The 17,121-nt window shown below is 35.1% G+C and carries 9 protein-coding genes and 1 pseudogene; 2 read left to right on the top strand and 8 right to left on the bottom strand.

Translation table 11 applies throughout. The features are described 5' to 3' along the window. Positions 1-231: 231 nt before the first annotated feature. Positions 232-2,553, bottom strand: a complete 2,322-nt coding sequence (locus M0M44_RS11310; RefSeq protein WP_248729852.1) for a hypothetical protein — start codon at positions 2,551-2,553, stop codon at positions 232-234. Positions 2,554-3,110: 557 nt separating this feature from the next. On the opposite strand from M0M44_RS11310, the gene M0M44_RS11305 reads away from it, so the two are divergent. Further along, positions 3,111-3,218: a hypothetical protein gene (locus tag M0M44_RS11305; protein ID WP_248729851.1), complete on the top strand. Its 108-nt coding sequence runs from the start codon at positions 3,111-3,113 to the stop codon at positions 3,216-3,218. A 982-nt stretch (positions 3,219-4,200) separates the two neighbouring features. On the opposite strand, the gene M0M44_RS11300 is transcribed toward M0M44_RS11305, so the two are convergent. The 3 genes and pseudogenes from M0M44_RS11300 to M0M44_RS23895 all read right to left on the bottom strand — a co-directional run bounded on the left by M0M44_RS11300 (position 4,201) and on the right by M0M44_RS23895 (position 8,519). Then, positions 4,201-4,791 (bottom strand): hypothetical protein, encoded by a 591-nt coding sequence (locus tag M0M44_RS11300; protein ID WP_248729850.1) that lies wholly within the window; start codon positions 4,789-4,791, stop codon positions 4,201-4,203. Positions 4,792-4,967: 176 nt separating this feature from the next. Further along, a complete protein-coding gene (locus M0M44_RS11295; RefSeq protein WP_248729849.1) occupies positions 4,968-7,280 on the bottom strand; it encodes a glycoside hydrolase family 20 protein in 2,313 nt (770 codons plus the stop codon). Positions 7,281-8,202: 922 nt separating this feature from the next. Further along, a pseudogene (locus tag M0M44_RS23895) lies at positions 8,203-8,519 on the bottom strand (glycoside hydrolase family 19 protein). Between the two features lie 1,352 nt (positions 8,520-9,871). Between M0M44_RS23895 and M0M44_RS11290 the strand changes: the two are divergent. Then, on the top strand, positions 9,872-10,564 hold the full coding sequence (locus tag M0M44_RS11290; protein WP_248729848.1) for a hypothetical protein: 693 nt from the start codon (positions 9,872-9,874) through the stop codon (positions 10,562-10,564). 800 nt (positions 10,565-11,364) lie between these two features. Here M0M44_RS11290 and M0M44_RS11285 read toward each other — a convergent pair. The 4 genes from M0M44_RS11285 to M0M44_RS11270 are packed head-to-tail and all read right to left on the bottom strand — an operon-like array spanning position 11,365 to position 17,091. Next, the gene (locus M0M44_RS11285) at positions 11,365-12,996 is read right to left on the bottom strand and encodes an alpha-glucosidase (RefSeq protein WP_248729847.1); all 1,632 of its coding nucleotides are present in this window, start codon (positions 12,994-12,996) and stop codon (positions 11,365-11,367) included. Between the two features lie 14 nt (positions 12,997-13,010). Next, the gene (locus tag M0M44_RS11280) at positions 13,011-14,723 is read right to left on the bottom strand and encodes a hypothetical protein (protein WP_248729846.1); all 1,713 of its coding nucleotides are present in this window, start codon (positions 14,721-14,723) and stop codon (positions 13,011-13,013) included. A gap of 11 nt (positions 14,724-14,734) precedes the next feature. Continuing rightward, on the bottom strand, positions 14,735-16,033 hold the full coding sequence (locus tag M0M44_RS11275; RefSeq protein WP_248729845.1) for an MFS transporter: 1,299 nt from the start codon (positions 16,031-16,033) through the stop codon (positions 14,735-14,737). Next, on the bottom strand, positions 16,033-17,091 hold the full coding sequence (locus M0M44_RS11270; protein ID WP_248729844.1) for a glycoside hydrolase family 130 protein: 1,059 nt from the start codon (positions 17,089-17,091) through the stop codon (positions 16,033-16,035). Before M0M44_RS11270 ends, M0M44_RS11275 begins: the two co-directional genes overlap by 1 nt. Positions 17,092-17,121 lie beyond the last annotated feature (30 nt).

Genomic DNA, 17,121 nt, shown 5'->3' with positions numbered 1-17,121 from the left:
TTTAGCGAAGTGAGAAATATAGACTTCTTTTTATTTAATCTATCTAATATTTTTACCTACTAACCAAGTTTTGCATCAGATCCAAAAAAACCTTTGTCTTGCCTAACTATTTCCAGCTACCATGTCTCACTACAAGATATAAGCGAAAATAACAATTCAAACCAAAAAGCCATCTCTTGCTTTTTGGTTTGAATTGTTTAGGATTAAATTGTATATCTATTAAAAAAAGACTTACCACTGCTTGTTGCTCACTTCTATTCCCTGCAAATACGCAGGAAAATTACCACTATTATTTCCTCCCCCTATAAGATCATTATTGGAAGCAGGATTAAAAACACCTAAAGTAGGGTCTGTAGGAATAGCATTTTGAGGTTGTTTAATAACAAAATAATATTCAGTATAACTACTAGCATTTAAGCTAGTTAAAGGATTACAATAATCTTTAAATCCTGTATCAGAACTGTCTTTAAATTGAATTTTAGTTCCTAAATAATTTATATTTGAAAAATACGATGGAACTTTTGTTTTTACCTTGAAAGCTACAAAGTACGATCCTGCTTTAAAATAGTTTTGGGTATCAAAGGCAACTGGCGGAAAGGGCCTCGTTCCATTCTGACCAGAAGTACCATTAGGAGGATTTCCACTAAATAATCCGTCAGAGGATAAAATTTTAGACGCATTTGTAATAGCTGCTATTTGATCATATGAAGCAGAAGTAACATTAATTACATCTTGCGTTCTTGCCGCATCATATTTGGAAAGATCTTTGGTGTTGCCACCTTTGACGATAGCTGCTCTAATAGCATCAAAAATAAATATTGTACAGGAACCTGCAGCAAGATCAGTAGTTATTGTAAAAATTTCGCTTGTGTTTCCTGTAAAAGTTCCAGAAAAATTGTATACAATATTTCCTGATGGAGCGTTATAAGATCCTGCATTACGTGTAAAGGTAATACCATTTGAAGTAATTGTCTGGGCACTATATGTTCCTCCGGAAACATTTACCGTGTAAGGAATTGTTATTGATCCTGTGTAGGATTTCCCATTAACCAAACTATAATCGTTAGATAAAATATTTGTTGCGTTACAGTTAAAAATAGCATCTGGGTAGGTTACCGTTTTTTCTTTAGAACAGCTAAGCGTTAACTTTTTCCAAAAACCTGACAATGTACCGGCAGAACCAATCATTCCGCTTAAATTATAAGTAATAACTTTTGTTTCTCCTGCTAAAATAGTAACTGATGTTGGCGATACAGAACTTACAGTTACTCCGGATACTCCAGAAAGTGTCAAATCAGATTTATCAAAAGCTATAGTCGCACTGGAAAAACTATTATTTCCAATAGAGACAGTATAAGTTCCAGATAATGCAGAACCCGCAACATAATTCCCTGACACAAAGCCATTGCATACAGCAGTTACATTTTGTTGAGGGATTCCACTTACACAATTCCAAACAGGAAGATCAGCCGTACCGTCGTTTACCTGCAAACATCCTTGCTCATTATTACAATTCGTGCAATAAATTACTAAGCTAGTAGCCGGATTATTTATTTGATCTCTTTCACTTTTTGTCAATTTTGGAGGCAAAAAGCCTCTTGTATTGGATTTCAATTCTAAGATAGCACTTTGGTTTGGTGTTCCTGTACCAATACCGGTACTTGCATCATCTAATATAACAAAATCATTTCCTTGACCTCTTTCACTTTTGCCGTCTGACATAGTTCCTAGTGCGACTAGCCCTTTACTTGGATAATCTATAAAGCCATCCAATGTTGTATCAATACTTGCTGATGCGATTTTTTTTACAACCCCGGTTGTAGCATCAGTTACCAAAACCTGATCGCTAAAAGAACCAATAGACAAACCTGGAATCGCTAGTGTATTTGTGGCACTTGCAGTGATTACCGTAGGTTTTGTTAAAGTTCCTCCCAATTCAGCAACTCCATTTATTGAAGTAACACCATTATTTGACGATGTTAAAACATTTACAGGAGTGGAATCGGATATCTCATTTACTGTTGTTGTCAGAGCGCCATTTAAAACAGTAGCATCTACAGTAGTAGCTGGAATTAAACTAGCTGATGCGATTTTTTTTACAACCCCCGTTGTAGCATCACTTACCAAAACCTGATCGCTCGAAGAACCAGTAGACAAACCAGCAACCGCCAATGTATTTGAAGCACTTGCAGTGATTACCGTAGGTTTTGTTAAAGTTCCTCCCAACTCAACAACCCCATTTGTTGTTATAAGCCCGTTATTTGACGATGTTGTAAGCCTGTTCCATCTGTCAGTATACCAATAATAGTAACCAGGACTAACATCTCCAACAGTCTGCGTATTAAAAACAAGAAGACTATTTACATTACCGTTAGCAATCGTAACTGTATCTAATGTACTCTTTAAACTAACACGAGGAATAAGCAAACCTTTATCCAACGAAAAAACTTCAAGTTTGGAAGAAGCATTGGGACTGGAAGTTCCAATACCAGAATTTTGTGAATAAGCACATACGTTTAACAAAAAAAACAAAAGTAAAAATTTTAATTTCATACATAATTATTTAAAATATTGAGCGCTTAAAAAAATATAAATTTATTCTTTGCAAAAAAGATAATCACCATCTTATAGTTAATTCAAAATTTAAGGACAAATAAATTAAAAAAAACAAATAGTTACAGTTAAGTAAAACGAGATAATAAATACAAGAAAAAAATGCTTTATCTTTTAAAAAGCGTGCAAAAATATTAAGATTAGAATAAATAAAACCATGAATTAAACATAAAAAAGTCCTATAAAAAGAAAAAAAAAGAAAAAAGACTTGCGCTAAACTTGAACAACAGGAAAATTGCAATAATTACGGTTTGGGCCAAATACAAAAAAAACGACGGTTTTGATATACAAAAAATGGAAATTAGAAGCAAAGACAGTATGAACAACTTTTGAAAAAATCGGAACTAAAAACCCTTTCAATAAATTCAATTCCGACACTAAAGGAAGCCATTGAGCGTATTTAGTATTTATGATTATGGTATTGCGGGTTATTTCACTGTTCCCTCTCTAGCAAATTACATTGTTATGCCGGAGGTGGCCGCGCATTGGCGCAAAAAGTGACCCATATATTCAACAACTCTTCAACTTCAGCGATGGGCACAGCAGCCCAAGGAGCCGGAATGGCAGCAGTTGCAATGGGAAATGCTGCTGGACGTATGTACTAAAGCAGGTCTGACTCTGGCAAATCAGCCCCTTATTTTAAGGATAAAGATAACTATAATACCTTATTTAATTTCGTCAAAAAGTTTGGGAATCAATTGATTTTGGCTGTTCTCCCTTATTGATCACTTGCACAACCACAGCCAATTGTTATGGGCTTGGCACTTTTTCTATTGCAAAAGTTGAAGAGAATTTTAACTGGAGCTGTCACTTGGTTTTGAAGCAGAAAGTTAAGCTGATTTATAAGAATATTCAATCAATCTGAGTTTATATCAGAATCCTGCATAAGTTATTTTGGACAGACGAAAATTAATTATAGCCGCCTCCTAGCAGTTTGGATTCCAATTATATAAAACTTAAAAAAGACAGATTACAGGGTTCTGCCGTAGATTAAAAGTCTATCTGCCATTTTGGTTTTCTTCAAAATTATCAAAATGCAAAAAGTCTTTTGTCTTATTTCTTTTTCTATGGTGAAAATAGTGCAGATTGCTGTCTTTCTCCGTATCCTTTCTAAACTCTGGTCTTGTAAAATGCAGTAGCTGAAAGAACAAATGCAATTTTAAATAGCGGTTTATGATTGGCAAGCATAAGCATAAAAGAGATTTTAAAAACAAAATTACAATGCAGGCCGTAGATATATAATGAACTTAGGCTTCATTATTCAAATCATCTGCTGAGCTGCTGGCCAAATGCATGAACAGATAGAAATCAAAATGAGAGCCTATAAATTAGAAGACGCCTGCAAAAATCTTTTTTACAGATGCAAATTAAGCATGTTCCCTAATCAATCGTATAGATTATTTAGCAAAACCATTCTAATATCTGTATTGATCCGTTTTCAGTTAACCTTTCGCTTGCACTTTGATAAGTTGCAACTTCCTTTATCACATAATCATTCGCATCATATTCATAGTCAGAGGGGGTAATGTAAGTCCGAATATTAGTCTCAGATCCCGAAGTGTGAGTTTTTTTTATTATGCTGTCAAGCTAGCTTTGAGGCATATCAATATCTAACAGGAAATCAAAGCCTGCAACATTTTTAAAAGGATTATTTTTCACATCATAATCATATACTATAGATCCTTCGTGTTCGTAATATGAATATAGTTTTTGAATCAGATTTCCATCCTTAAATATAAATTTCCCAACGTATCCCCTATCATCCTTAGTGTTGGTTGAGGAGTTAAGCCTTAAATCTTTGTAAGAAACAGTTCCGTCGAAATTATGAACAAATTTAATTTTCGAATAAAATGACAATTCCGTTTTTTTAATTGTTAAGGCGGCAAGTCTGCCTTTGGCATAATGATACTCTTTTACAATATCCAGATCCCCATTCCTATTGCACTCTTCCGTTTTTATATTTAAATCCTTTTTTAAAGTGTATGCAATCACATAATCCTTTCCAATGACTCTCACAATTTTATCGTTATATACCATGTCTTCGCAATAGGCTCTACCACCGCTTTGTGTAAAAATCCCCTTTTTGGCTAAAATTGAGCCAGATGGCCAAGACGGATTATCACCATTAAAAAACGAAGTTAGCCAAATTAGAGCATCTTTAAATAGCAATTTTTTCATTTTACATATAATTAAATTTAAAATTACTAAAAAACAAAAAGGAAATGCCATAAAAACACGTGCCGCAATAAAGCTGCTTATAAAATTAGAATTTGAAAAATAAAATAATAATAAAAAATGACATTTGATTAGTGATAAGAGCAACTACTGTTAAATTTTAATGCGCCCAACATTTCCTATTCTATCAGAATTTCGTCTGCAAATAACCAAGCAGATTCCTTTTCTCCTGGGTGGCCTGAAGGGCATTTTTCCAGGTTTTTTGCCGTTATGCGGACAGCTTTTACATTATGCTGTGCAAATTTGGCTGTAAAATCTTTTATCTGGCTCGCTTTATCTGATGGCGGAATTGTATTTAATACTGTTTTTACTTCCTTGAAATTAATTCCATCTTGAGATACTTCAAATTTCACCCATTGCGGCAGGAATATCCATTGTCGCCAATCTTGAAAAAAGCCTAAACTAATAGTGCTGACACAAGTGCTTTTCTCCAGGTCAATAGTGGCAACCAAATCGTTGCCATTAAATCCATGCCAGTGCTTATCAATATTTTGCGTTCCCCGACGCCCATCGGTTAATGTATTGGCACCGTTTGCAGGATAAGCGCAGCTAAAAGCATTGTCATAAGCAACCGCTTTTCCAGTGGCCTTATTGAATGTAAAAGACTGTTCGGCAGTTTTTTTATTCATAACCTGCCCCTTGATAACCATAATCGTTTTTATGGTCATAGAATGACTTGCTTCAAAAGGCTTATCATATCGATTGCTTGAGCTAGAAGGCATACTCCCATCGGTTGTATAATAAATTGCAGCTTCCGGATGTTCTGCCTCAAGTGCTATAAAAAGTTTATCATCTTCCGTAATAGCCTTGAGGTCGACTGTAAAATTCCCTTTACTATAGTGCAGGCCCTTTTGCTGAAAACCAGTCATATGGCCCTTAAGACGTTCTGTAAAACCCTCCCAATCGCGTTGTCCTTTTACAGACCATAAAACTTCTGACAATGCAAGAATGCGGGGAAGAATCATATACTCCACCTGTTCTGCAGATGCAATATATTCTGTCCATAAATTGGCTTGCGCACCCAAAACATGCTTAGATTCCTCTGCAGAGAGCTCATTGGGAACAGGCTCGTAACTATATACTTTTTTCAGCGTATTGAATCCTCCAATAGCAGCTGGCTCCGTTTCAGGATCTCCCTGATAGTGATCAAAATAACATGGAAAACCAGGCGACATAATTACATCATTCCCCTTTTTTACCGCCTCAATTCCACCAGCCTCTCCGCGCCAGCTCATAACTGTTGCCTCTGGGGATAATAACCCGCCTGCAAGAATTTCATCCCAGCCTATCATCTTTCTATTTTTTGAAACCAGAAACTTTTCCATTTTATACATGAAATAACTTTGCAATTCCTGCTCATTTTTCAGTTTTTCCTTTTTTATTTTGGCTTGGCATTTGGCACATCGCTGCCAGCTTGTTTTATCAACCTCATCTCCTCCAATATGAATGTATTTTGAAGGAAAAATAGCCAAAACCTCGCTAAGCACATCTTGTAGAAATGTGTAGGCCCCCTCATTCCCTGCGCAAATATTACTTTCTACTTTACTTGCATAGAAATTCCCAGATTGCGTGAAATTATTTTTAGAATTGCACGAGAATTCGGGATAGGCCGCCAAAGCAGCCTCTGAATGCCCTGGCATTTCTATCTCAGGTATAACCGTAATATTTCTTGCTTTGGCATAAGCTACAACTTCTTTAGCCTGCTCCTGAGTATAATAGCCGCCATAAGTGGATTTGCTTCGGTCAGCATTAAATTCTACCTCAGCCCAATTCCAAGGCCTATCTAAATCATCAACGCGCCAAGCAGCCTGCTGCGCAAGTTTGGGATATTTTTTTATTTCCAAACGCCAGCCGGCACCATCAGCCAGATGCCAATGGAAAACATTCATTTTATATGCTGCCAGCAAATCGATAAATTCTTTAATCATTTCCATAGAAAAAAAATGGTGGCTAACGTCCAACATCATACCTCTCCATTGAAAACGGGGATAATCTTCTATTTCCATACAGGGAATTTGAGCCAAATCATTCGTTCCAACAAAAGGCAGAGTCTGCAATAAAGATTGGACGGCATAAAACAGGCCTTTTGATGTATTTGCCTTTAATAGGATTCTTTCGGGATCAACAGAGATCAAATATCCCTCGTCTCCAATTCCATTGATTTTTTCGATACTGAAAACAATCTCTTTTGCTTTTCCTTTATGCTCATTTAATTCAAATCCCGTCACCCGTTTTATGCAGTCTTTAAAAAAAACAGCTATTTGTCCCATCTGCTGATCCTTTTGATCAAATTTTACAGCAACTGAATTATCAATAATAAAACTGCTGTTTTTCATTTTCACTCTGACAGGCTTCGGGACTATAGAAACAGATTGCTGCGCTGATGCAAACGCAGAAAATATTACTAGTGCCACTAAAATTATTTTTTTCATTTTACTGAATTTACTCGTTGATACAAAACCTAAAATACTTTATGAATTTTCATTACTATGATGCAATATTTTATATAGCCAAAAACAGATCACTATGCCACAATTGCAGCAAAAAAAGGCGGCAAAAAAAAAGGCTGCACCATAGGAAAATTGCCTTCCGGCGATAAATAAAAAACATTAGTCGATTATACATGGGAGCTTAAAAAGAAGAATTAGCATAAAATTCATTTTTGCAGAATTTTGCATAAAAAACAGCAGAAGCCTTATTGAAAAGCTGCCAAAAACACGCTTTGGCAAAGCAATTTGAGCTTAAATGCGTAATGATTAATTTTAACAGAAATAAGCCATATCCAAAATTTCAGCCTTTATTGAATGGAACCCTTTTAAATTATTTAGGACGAAATATTTTAGAATCCTTATAGTGCACGCGATAAAATTGGCGGGAACCATTCCTTTTGGTTTCATAAAATACAATTGAGTCCTTGACAAAACTGTATTTGTCAGTATAATAATTGCGCCTGCTGGTGGCAATTCTGTAATTTGATGCAAAATTTGTCTTGCATGACATAAATAATAAACCGGCAAAGACCAATATCCTATTGGCATTAATAGCATTCTTAGCACCCATTTAGTTGTATGATTTTACATTAGACCTTAATTTATTTTCGTCTAATTTTTTTTTTTTAATATCGTTACGCTATATTTTGATTTAATGGCGCCAATAGATGAGTTCTTAAAAATTAAACTGGCACTATTTTTAAATATTACAGCCATAAGATATAGCAGAACTCAGTCAAATTATCAGATAACCCCGATTGGCACCGGTTAAATTATCTAATCTTGAAAAAGAGAAAATTATTAAAATAGCAGTTTTTACGAACTGACTTGTTTCAGCTAAATAGGATTGCATTTTATCACATTTTCATTCGCAATTTAGGATCGCTTGTTTTGACATATCCAGATAGCGTTCATAAAAGCCTCTTCTATCTTTCTTTTTCGCATTATCCGTCTGATTGCACTCTAACCCTCCGCTGATGATATTGATAGTCATCCCAAAACCGGGTTTACAGCCTGCATTTTGCCAGATTGGCTAGGCCGACACTTACCTGTTATCACATTATGGCAGGATGGTTTTGGAGATTGGGGAGTCATCCAAAACCATATTGCCACCTGAAATGCCAAAGAAGCATCGATAGTCAAATTTCCGGGATTTCGAAATAAGAGTTTTTTTATCTCCATACAAGAACTCACTCAATTGCCCGTAATTATAGTTCCAACTTAACTGAATTGGTCCAAGGCCATAATAACACTTCCTTTCAGCAAGTAGGATAATCTTTATTGCTCTCATCTCTATAGCCCAACTTATTCCCATTTTCATAGCCAACTTTTACTGAACCGTCAATTTCTAGTTTGGCATACTGTCTTTTTTATTGGGTTTTAAAGCTTTTATTCTAGACTCCTGATCGGGTAATGCCTGCTTTATCTCTATGAGATTGCTAAAAATATTATTTTCAACAGTGTTCCTTTTCTTTAAATAACCTTCCTTTTAGCGCATACCGCCCAAAATTGCAGTTCAAATATCTCGAGCCTCAAAAAGTCGCTTTCACTCTATATCCGAAAGGCAGAGTCCTTGGAGAAGTCAAAATTCGAGCTTCTAAAAGAGAATGCCTAAGCCTTTTCGGATGGCCACCCGCTTATTGAATTTATGATTCCGATGAATCAAAACAAAAAAGCACACCAATTAAAAGCCGTCAAACTGAGAACCTAATCAAAATCGACACATTTAACACAGGCAAAGGTATCCAATACAAATGCTTATCAGCACAATTCTCAACTTGCATTAGTACTATAAAAAGCGTATTTAAAAAAAAAACGGCACCAATAAAAACCAGCCTTATTCATTTTTACAGCGCAGCTTTCAGCACTATTTGAATCTATATGCCAAGACAGCACAGCACAATGGAATATAATTGCAGCTATTGGCGGCTTCTATTTTCTTCAAAAAATAAAAAAACAGCCTTTACTGTAATTTTCTGATTTATTCTATTCTCTTATAAAGAAAAAAATGGCACAGAAACATTTAAAGGATAAGGTCTAAAATCCAATGGCCCCTTTATTGATTTTTTTTTGAAGGCATACCCGCAAACAGTGGCTTTTTTTAATTACCTGGGAGCCTGCCAATAATGGCGGAATTGGAAATTTTAACTTTTGCCAAACAATTATTTCAAAAAGCACTCCTGCCTTCCTATTGGCAGCCAGAACCTATCATGAAAATCTAAGAGCATTCTCTTTCTGGGTTTCTGTTTTATCAAAGTCCTGCAAATAAGCATTAAAAAACGTACCGCTTATTGCAAAAAAAAAATATTTGATACTTTTTAATGCAAGCACCGCCAGCGATATTATAAGGCGGTCTTTACTTTTGCATCTTTATATATTGACTGCGCCAGAAGTCATTAGATTAAAAATTTAATGATTTCTTTTTAGATCTATTTTTATTTGAGACAGCTGAACTTTTCTATTGCATCTATTACTGAGACAGAGAACCGTTCTTTTAACAATAACATGAAATTCATATTAAACCACCACCCTTCATGACCACTAAACGAAATTCAATTTTAATAACCAATCCATCTGATAAATTTGATGAAATAATTTTTGATCAAATAAATACAAATCCCGAAATCATACATCTGTTATCTTATTTCAAAATTGAAAACACCGATAAAGAACTAGAATTTAAGAAACTATTAGAGAAAAATAAAATACCTTATCTCTATCTTGGACAAGGACCATTTAAGATTGAACAGATTTGTCCATCTCTAAATAAAACAAAAAGCAAAAAATCAGATTTTTTAGTTAACCTAAAAAATTTAGGAGAAGTTATTTTTGATTTAAGAAGTGCGGAAAAAATAAAATTCAGCATGTCGAGAAATAGCTACTTTTCAGTCACTGTGTCCGAATTCGAAGAATTATCGAAAACCCAAAAGCTAATTCTCGCTCCAATATGGCTCGTCTATACCAATAAAAATAAAATCTGCCCTAAAAACAGCACCCTATTTTATTTTATCTCCCTATCATTACTTGCGCAATTTTGGAAAGGGCTATCGCAGCGGCTTAATGAGAATGATTTTAAGAAAATTAAAATTTTACGCATTCCTGACGAATTGTTAATAAAAGTGAAAAGCAAAATAGCATTAAATGAATTAAATAAAATAGAGGAGAATACTTTTGATGTTTTTTCAAAAAAAAATATTGATCATTATAATAAAATAAAAAAAAGATGACGAACTTTTTTTAGAAAAACAAAAGACTGTCCCAATAGGCTATTCCCCATGTTTTTTTTGATATCCAATACCTGTTTTTGCGCAATATCATATCGTAACAGCTTTTTTGAAATTGATTCTAGAAATGGGCTCAAATAAGATTTCGTTAATTCTGTATGTGAAGACTGCGATCATAATATTTGGATTGCAGCAGATAATGGAATCACCAAATTTAACGGCAGTGATTTTCAGAATTTTTCGTTAGAAGATGGCCTTAATGCTAATAATACTTTAAATTGTCAAGTTGATTCAAAAAAAAGGATTTGGCTGGGTGATGGCCTTTATGGCCTCAATTATATAAAAGGAAATGAAGTTTTTACAATAAAGCAGGCAAAAAAAATCCCTGGACTGATTTATCGGTATGAGAAAAATGATGCTGTATTTTTTAGTTCGAAATCCACGGGCAGGAGCTATATTTTGGCACCCAGAGGGGAAAAGTGAACTTCACTAATTATCATTTTAGTTAGGACACTCAATTTCACTCCACATTTGAGCTACAGCTTCATTGAAATCTCAATAACTTGTTTTTACTTCTCATTTAAATTGTTTTCGCAATATGATTCCAATTCCAGGGAGGCTCGAATTCGGTTTATTTTTGAGTGGATATATAAGAGGATTTAAAATCGAAAAAGATAATTTTTAATGATCTTTAGCTGATCGAATCTATAATGAGAAGATCTAGATATTCCAAATGAATCTAAAGATTCTTTACATTGAGGCATGTTAATGTTCTTTGCCAAAACTAGAAAATCCATTTTAAATCATTCTATAAGTTTTTTATAAATGATCAAACTATTCGATTTTAAATCTTTACTTCCCATTAATATCTGGATATTGGCTGGTAAGATTAATTTCTTTTTACCTCCAAAGTTAATTATCACATTAACCTTTCCTCCTTCAAAGGATCTTGTAAATAAAATTTGATCTTCATTCAATTCAAGATTATCGTATTTTCCGTATTGCAGAATTTTCTCTTTGTTTCGTAATGCAATTAGTTTTTTATACTTGTTCAAAATTGATTTCTTCTGAGTTGTCAGAGCTTCAACATTTGTTTTTTTATAATCAGGATTAATTTTAACCCATGCTTTTTCGGTAGAAAACCCTGTATTTTGTTTTGCATTCCATTGCATTGGACTTCTGGATTTATCGCGATTGCGCTCATTTGCTTCAAAAAGTGCTTCTCTTGGTTTTTTACCTTTTTCCAGCGCCAGCTTATAATGCGTTTTACCTTGCACATCTGCCATTTCCTGAATGGCATTGGCAGTAATATTCTGCATTCCGATTTCTTCTCCGTAATAAACAAACGGAATTCCCTTTCCAGTCAAAGTTAAAGCAGCCAGTGCAAATGCTCTGTCAGCATTGCCATTCGCAAGCCTGTTCATCATACGGGGCATATCATGACTTCCAAAAAACAACGTTGGATAACTGCTCATATTTTTCTCCATACTCTTCATTTCATCAAAAATGCGTTTGGCAGAAAAGCTCTTAATACTTCCGAAATTAAAATTGAAAACCGCATCCAATAAATCTTCCGATTGATATTGCTTTAGAATTTCAATCTTATCACTTCCAATTTCGCCTACAATAAAGCGGTTTTCATATTCGTTTACTGTTGCTTTTATGATTCGAATGGCATTTTTCACCCCGTTCTGATCGATATCTTTTATATGTTCCTGCTGCCCATCTTTCAACGGATTGTCAGCAGTAACTCCATCGGTATTTAAAAAATTAATAACATCAAGTCTAAATCCGTCTATTCCGGCATCAAGCCAAAAGCGAAGTATCTCTTGAATTTCAGCAACCAGCGGCGGATATGACCAATTAAGGTCAGCCATTCTTTTATCAAACTTATGATAATAATATTGGTCGGTAAGTGCATCTTTTTCCCAAGCCGAACCTCCAAAAAAAGATTCCCAATTATTGGGTTTGTCTTTCCAGATGTAATAATCGCGATAAAGATTATCTTTTGACTTTCTGGATTCCTGAAACCATTTACAATCTGTTGAGGAATGATTTACAACCATATCCATAATCACTTTTATGCCGCGTTTGTGGGCTTCTTTCAAAAAAAGATCAAAATCTTCCCTACTTCCATAAGTGGGATCAACTTCGTAATAATTCGCAATATCATAACCGTTATCGACTTTTGGAGAAGTTAAAAATGGGGATAACCAAATTCCGTTTATCCCTAAATTTTGCAGATAATCTAGTTTAGCTTTCATTCCTTTAAAATCACCATATCCGTCGCCATTGCTGTCTGCATAACTTGGCATATAGATTTGATAAAAAACGGTTTCTTTCCACCATTTATGATCTTTGTTTTGAGCCATTATAAAATTGCTTTTCAAAATAAAAAACGAAATGAGCAAAATAACTTTAAATGAAAATTTCATCTTCTGATTTATTTTTAAAGCTGTGCATGATAATCAACAACAATTCCGTTTACGAGCATTTTAGTATCCCGATAGGTGATTTTTCCTTTTGCAGGAACAAGAACAATTACTGCTGCATTGCCTCCCGAAACTTTAATTTGGGATGAAGCCGAAACATTTCGAGCAATAAATTTGCCTGAAACGGTATCGTATAAATCAACTTTTTTATTTTTAGCCGTTTTTATTGTAACTCTTATTTCACCATCAAATGGATTGTAATATAAATAAGTTGGATACGCTTTATCTCTAAAAAGGTCGGTTGCCAATAAATTTAACTGCAAGATACCCTCAACATTCGTTTTTCTGATAATGCTGCCAAAAATCCCTGCATGTCCGCTTCCGTAAATGCTGAATTGAGATTCTTTAGGATTCTCTCCCGCCACCCAAAGCGGCCCGTCGCCTTGTGCAACCGGAGCTTGTATGTGATCGTATCCTGCTAAATTTGATTTTTTTATGATACCTTCATATCCAATAACTCCTTTTGAAACTTCGGCCAGTTCAGGAATTGTTTCGTGTTCGTCCGGCATGTATTGCGGATAAAAAAATCGGCAAGCATTTGCAGCGTTCAGCATCCATTTTCCAATCGCTCGCGCATACGACTGATCGTAGCGCACCATCGGCACTAAAGGCCAGGCAGCATCATAAGTGTTCATTAAAAAACCATATCCGCCATGATCTACAGTACTTCCTACGGTACCCGAAATATCAAATCCGTTCCAATTTCCAACCAAAACACCCCAGCCTTCACGGCAGATTGCTGTTCCGTCAAAACTCCATGCGAGCATTTTATTTGTATCGTATTTTTTATCTTCTTCAGCGTTTAATCTTGCTGCCAAATAGGCTCCAAAAGGCATCAATAATTCGTAAGTTGGATTTATTGGCTGCGCTTCAAGAGCGTTCATTGCACTGACCGCTCCTTTTAAATATTTTTTATCTCCAAATTTTTTATATGCCGAATATAAAACCCAAGCATGGCCTGCGGCTGCATCCGGCTGTGCGCAAATATTGTTGGTCATGGGTTTCATCTTTGCATAATCAAAAAAGGAATAATTATAATTTCCATTTAAGGTCGAATCAGCTTTGAAGAATTTTTCGGCTATAGTTTTTGCAATTTTATCAAATTCAGGTTCTTTTGGATACTGATCGTAAACAGCATAAAATAATAGATTAGGGTAAAGGTCATACCACCAGTCACGACCGTATCCGCCGCCTAGCAAAGCCACTTCGGGACAGGTATTATTCATCATAATATCCCAGCCTGTATCTTTATTAAAATAATTTTTCAGCATGCTAACATAGTTTCTGTTCTGCTGGTTTGTTTTATCAATGCCTACTAAACTTGCTCCTAAGGTCGCTCCCATTGTACAGAGCGCTTCATGAAACATGCCTTTGTTATTGGTGCCTTGTCTTACATCAGCAACTGCCGTATATAAACCGACTATATCTTGCGGGAAGTTTTTCTGACTTTTATCGATCCAGACCATTGGCCAAAATTTTCCTTTTGCATCAAAATCGTATATGGTCTTATCAAAATCTTTTGCCAGTTTGTTATAATCAATAATCTGAAAAGGTTTTGGGTAATTTGGCATTTGATCTACACGAGAAATCGATTGCTGTTTTACCTGTGCACTTGCACTTAGATTTAAAACCAATAAGCAGCAAACAGTAATTTTTAAAAGAGTATTCATTCGGTTATTTTTTATTTTAGAGTAATTTTTACAGCTGCTTCTTCTAAGGCTTTTGCATCTATTTCTGTCGTTTTTTCAAGAGAAAGCCTGTCTCCTTCTCTGATAATTTTTTTGCTTATAAAAACAGAACACAATTGCAATAAGGCAATAATCCCTATGGCGTATCTTAAAGCAAAATCTTCTGAAACGGCATAATATAAAGCCAGGAAAGTTCCTGCTCCCAAAAGTCTTCCCACATATAGTCCTGCTTCATGATTTAGTATATAAGCAAATTCGCCTCTTTTTTCTATACGGCATACAATATCGATTACTCTTAACTGAATTGGAAAATAAGCCAGATCCATTAGCGGTTTTGCAATAAGCAGTAGCAATAGAAATACGATTGCACCTATTTTATCAAACAAAAATCCGTTTAGACAGGCTCCTAAAGCAAACAGAATAAGTCCTGCCGAAAATGTTTTGATTCTGTCTGAAGGTTTAGAAAAACGTCCGATGAAATAAATTATGGCCGCTGCCAAAATTGCGCCAATAGATTGCGCATTTCCTAATGCTCCTTCTTCTCCTAAAATTTTAAAAATGAGCATTGCCGGAGCTGTAACTAAAAATCCTTGCGCCAATCCTTTGAAGGAAGCCAACAATAATAATCTGCGCCATAACGGATGAAATTTAAAAAAGATATATTGTTTTTGTATCGGATTATCAAAGTTTCCTCTAAAACAGACTATAGATGCCCAAACAGTGATTAGAAAAACAATTCCCGTTATAATCAAATAAGCGGCATGTTTTTGATCTTCTCCTGCTTTAGATTGTATAAACCAGCCAATTGCAGCAGGTATAACAATAGCAATTATGGTGTAAATAAAGGTTTCTAATCCATAATAATAATTTCTGTTATTATCATTGGTTATGGCCAGGGCAAGATAATCTCTATTCGACCAGTATAACCCAAAAGAAAGTCCCATCGTGATTCCTGCGATGCCAACTCCGATTAAATCAAGTGTTTTTAAGGACATCATTATAATCATGGAAACACCGCTGAGCATCATTCCGATTGAATATAATTTGCGGATATTGATGTGTTTCAATAAGAAGCCATTCAGCAAAAACGTAAGCGGAATTCCGGTATAAATTGCCAGTTGATAAATGACAACCTTAGAGGTATCATTAGAATTTCTCATAATATAGGCTGCCACAAAAATATCGATTACCGGCAATACAAAAGCATACACCAGATTGGTAAAAATTAAAATACGGAAATTATGTGTCTGGCTTTTAAAATGGTCAATTTCTGATATAAGTTTTTTAAACATTAGTTGCTTTTTAAAAGTAAAAGAATCTCTTTGATCGAAAATTGGGCACCGCATACAAATTCATCAGATGCACCGTAATAAATGGTCAGTGTATCTCCGTCTGGTTCTACAATATGACCGTTTGTAAATACTACATTACCGAAGAATCCGCTTAATTCGTACTCTGCCGTCGGCACCATAATTGGCTGTTCTGTTCTTGCAGTTACCTGCGAAGGATTTTCTAAATCCATCAGAAATGCACCTAAACAATATTGGTGATTTTCGTTGGCACCGTGATAAATTTCAAGCCATCCTTTTTCTGTTTTTATTGGAGCAGCTCCGGCACCTACCCTTTTACTGTCCCAAAATCCTTTTCTTGTTTTAACAATACAATGATGATTCCCCCAGTGAATTCCATCTGGAGACGAAGCAATCCAGATATAATTACCCCCAATATCTACACTGCTTGGACGATGCAATGCATAAAACAAACCGTTTATTTTTTCTTCAAAAATGGCACAATCTTTATTGTGTGCGGGCAATATCATACCGTGTTTTTCGAAGTTTTTCCAATCGGTGGTAGTACGCAAACCAACCCCAACACCATTATCTGACACTGAAGTAAATGTCAAATAATATTTTCCTTCGATTAGGGCAACCCTGCAGTCTTCTATTCCAAACGCTTCCAGAACTCCTTCTCCTGCAAGTGATGGATAATGTTCAGGTTCATAAAAATTATGTCCGTCTTCACTGCATAATAAGCGTAAGTGCGACAATGTTGTTAAATAATCACTTCCTTTATAATTGACAACCCTTGCATCTGCTGCAATTAATTCGGGATCATCTATTGAAAATTCGATAATTTTAATTGCGCCTGTTGGAGTTAATATCGGAAATGAAATTATATTGTTTTTTTGCTCAGGTCTTTCCGCCACTCTGACTATTAGCCAGGTTTTATTTTGATATTGAAATACTCCCGGATTCAATAGACAGGTAATTTCTAATCCTTCTCTGCTTGCAGGAATATCTATTGGTGATAATAATGGATTATCTGCAAAACGTTTTGCAATGTCTTTCATACTTATTATTGGTTTAAATGAAGGTTAATC

Origin of the sequence: Flavobacterium humidisoli, assembly GCF_023272795.1 — a bacterium.
Taxonomy (GTDB): Bacteria; Bacteroidota; Bacteroidia; order Flavobacteriales; family Flavobacteriaceae; genus Flavobacterium; species Flavobacterium humidisoli.
This window is presented reverse-complemented; position numbering and strand designations above follow the sequence as displayed.

Excerpts from the sequence above, each read along its gene's own strand:
- M0M44_RS11285 (WP_248729847.1), bottom strand. The coding sequence starts at position 12,996 with ATGAAATTTTCATTTAAAGTTATTTTGCTCATTTCGTTTTTTATTTTG.
- M0M44_RS11295 (WP_248729849.1), bottom strand. The coding sequence starts at position 7,280 with ATGAAAAAAATAATTTTAGTGGCACTAGTAATATTTTCTGCGTTTGCA.
- M0M44_RS11290 (WP_248729848.1), top strand. The coding sequence starts at position 9,872 with ATGACCACTAAACGAAATTCAATTTTAATAACCAATCCATCTGATAAA.
- M0M44_RS11280 (WP_248729846.1), bottom strand. The coding sequence starts at position 14,723 with ATGAATACTCTTTTAAAAATTACTGTTTGCTGCTTATTGGTTTTAAAT.
- M0M44_RS11275 (WP_248729845.1), bottom strand. The coding sequence starts at position 16,033 with ATGTTTAAAAAACTTATATCAGAAATTGACCATTTTAAAAGCCAGACA.
- M0M44_RS11270 (WP_248729844.1), bottom strand. The coding sequence starts at position 17,091 with ATGAAAGACATTGCAAAACGTTTTGCAGATAATCCATTATTATCACCA.
- M0M44_RS11300 (WP_248729850.1), bottom strand. The coding sequence starts at position 4,791 with ATGAAAAAATTGCTATTTAAAGATGCTCTAATTTGGCTAACTTCGTTT.
- M0M44_RS11310 (WP_248729852.1), bottom strand. The coding sequence starts at position 2,553 with ATGAAATTAAAATTTTTACTTTTGTTTTTTTTGTTAAACGTATGTGCT.